General features: G+C 51.5%; 1 rRNA gene. It reads left to right on the forward strand.

Features of this window, described 5'->3' with window-relative positions:
- Positions 1-144: 144 nt before the first annotated feature.
- Positions 145-3,029: ribosomal RNA gene (locus Q4551_RS16020) — 23S ribosomal RNA — on the forward strand.
- Positions 3,030-3,078: the final 49 nt, after the last annotated feature.

The following is a 3,078-nucleotide window of genomic DNA, read 5'->3' on the forward strand; positions in this document are numbered from 1 at the left end:
TCTTTAAAAATTTGGATACATGAGAATTGAGATTCTCAACATAGAAAGCTAGCAGTTGCTTGGCGGATTAACGTCAACATTAACCCTGCCATGAAAGTTTTCTTCCTCATAGCTTGTAGGAAGGTAAACGGTTTGGGGTTATATGGTCAAGTGACTAAGCGTGCGCGGTGGATGCCTTGGCATCTGGAGGCGATGAAAGACGTGGTAGCCTGCGATAAGCTTCGGTGAGGTGGCAAACAACCTGTGACCCGGAGATCTCTGAATGGGGAAACCCACCTGTTTACAGGTATCTTGCACTGAATTCATAGGTGTAAGAGGCGAACCGGGAGAACTGAAACATCTAAGTACCCCGAGGAAAAGAAATCAACCGAGATTCCCTTAGTAGCGGCGAGCGAACGGGGACTAGCCCTTAAGCAATCTTGTAGTTAGTAGAAGGCTCTGGAAAGTGCCGCCATAGTGGGTGATAGCCCCGTATACGAAAACTTATAGATTGTGAAAACGAGTAGGTCGGGACACGTGTTATCCTGACTGAACATGGGGGGACCATCCTCCAAGGCTAAATACTCCCAGATGACCGATAGTGAACTAGTACCGTGAGGGAAAGGCGAAAAGAACCCCTGTTAGGGGAGTGAAATAGACCCTGAAACCGCGTACGTACAAGCAGTGGGAGCCGACTTGTTCGGTGACTGCGTACCTTTTGTATAATGGGTCAGCGACTTAATGTTAGTGGCAAGGTTAAGTGTTAACGGAGCCGTAGCGAAAGCGAGTCTTAACTGGGCGTCCAGTCGCTAGCATTAGACCCGAAACCGGGCGATCTATCCATGAGCAGGTTGAAGGTGCCGTAACAGGCACTGGAGGACCGAACCCACTCCCGTTGAAAAGGTAGGGGATGACTTGTGGATCGGAGTGAAAGGCTAATCAAGCTCGGAGATAGCTGGTTCTCCTCGAAAACTATTTAGGTAGTGCCTCATGTATAACCACCGGGGGTAGAGCACTGTTAAGGCTAGGGGGTCATCCCGACTTACCAACCCTTTGCAAACTCCGAATACCGGTGAGTTCAATCATGGGAGACACACGGCGGGTGCTAACGTCCGTCGTGAAAAGGGAAACAACCCAGACCGTCAGCTAAGGTCCCAAAGTTACAGTTAAGTGGGAAACGATGTGGGAAGGCCCAGACAGCTAGGAGGTTGGCTTAGAAGCAGCCACCCTTTAAAGAAAGCGTAATAGCTCACTAGTCGAGTCGGCCTGCGCGGAAGATATAACGGGGCTCAAACTGTACACCGAAGCTACGGATGCGTATTCATACGCATGGTAGAGGAGCGTTCTGTAAGCCGTTGAAGGTCAAGGTGTGAACCAGGCTGGAGGTATCAGAAGTGCGAATGCTGACATAAGTAACGACAAGGGGAGTGAAAAACTCCCCCGCCGGAAACCCAAGGGTTCCTGTCCAACGTTAATCGGGGCAGGGTTAGTCGGCCCCTAAGGCGAGGCTGAAGAGCGTAGTCGATGGGAAACAGGTTAATATTCCTGTACTTGTTTGTAGTGCGATGGGGGGACGGAGAAGGCTAGGCCAGCACGGCGTTGGTTGTCCGTGTTTAAGCTGGTAGGCAGAGATCTTAGGCAAATCCGGGATCTTTATGCCGAGAAGCGACGACGGTGACTCTACGGAGTCCGAAGTGGTCGATGCCATGCTTCCAAGAAAAGCCTCTAAGCTTCAGCTACAAATGAACCGTACTCTAAACCGACACAGGTGGGTAGGTAGAGAATACCAAGGCGCTTGAGAGAACTCGGGTGAAGGAACTAGGCAAAATGGCACCGTAACTTCGGGAGAAGGTGCGCCGGTTTTGGTGAAGGATTTACTCCGTAAGCTGAGACCGGTCGAAGATACCAGGTGGCTGCAACTGTTTATTAAAAACACAGCACTCTGCAAACACGAAAGTGGACGTATAGGGTGTGACGCCTGCCCGGTGCCGGAAGGTTAATTGATGGGGTTATCTTCGGAGAAGCTCTTGATCGAAGCCCCGGTAAACGGCGGCCGTAACTATAACGGTCCTAAGGTAGCGAAATTCCTTGTCGGGTAAGTTCCGACCTGCACGAATGGCGTAATGACGGTCACACTGTCTCCACCCGAGACTCAGTGAAATTGAATTCGCAGTTAAGATGCTGCGTTCCCGCGGCTAGACGGAAAGACCCCGTGAACCTTTACTACAGCTTCACAGTGAACTTTGAATTGGCTTGTGTAGGATAGCTGGGAGGCTTTGAAGCGATGACGCCAGTTGTCGTGGAGCCAACCTTGAAATACCAGCCTGGTCAATTTGGGGTTCTAACTCAGGTCCATTATCTGGATCGAGGACACTGTGTGGTGGGTAGTTTGACTGGGGCGGTCTCCTCCCAAAGAGTAACGGAGGAGCACGAAGGTCGGCTAATCCTGGTCGGACATCAGGAGGTTAGTGTAATGGCACAAGCCGGCTTAACTGCGAGACAGACACGTCGAGCAGGTACGAAAGTAGGTCATAGTGATCCGGTGGTTCTGTATGGAAGGGCCATCGCTCAACGGATAAAAGGTACTCCGGGGATAACAGGCTGATACCGCCCAAGAGTTCACATCGACGGCGGTGTTTGGCACCTCGATGTCGGCTCATCACATCCTGGGGCTGAAGCCGGTCCCAAGGGTATGGCTGTTCGCCATTTAAAGTGGTACGCGAGCTGGGTTTAGAACGTCGTGAGACAGTTCGGTCCCTATCTGCCGTGGGCGTTTGAGATTTGAGAAGAGCTGCTCCTAGTACGAGAGGACCGGAGTGGACGAACCTCTGGTGTTCCGGTTGTATCGCCAGATGCATTGCCGGGTAGCTACGTTCGGACGGGATAAACGCTGAAAGCATCTAAGCGTGAAGCCTCCTTCAAGATGAGATCTCACTGGAACCTTGAGTTCCCTGTAGGGCCCTGGAAGACCACCAGGTTGATAGGTCAGATGTGTAAGCGTTGCGAGGCGTTGAGCTAACTGATACTAATTGCCCGTGAGGCTTGACCATATAACACCCAAACCGGGCTGTTATTAACGACCCAAGCCCTGAGCAACTG

Source organism: Oceanobacter sp. 5_MG-2023 (genome assembly GCF_030548165.1).
Lineage (GTDB): Bacteria > Pseudomonadota > Gammaproteobacteria > Pseudomonadales > Oceanobacteraceae > Oceanobacter.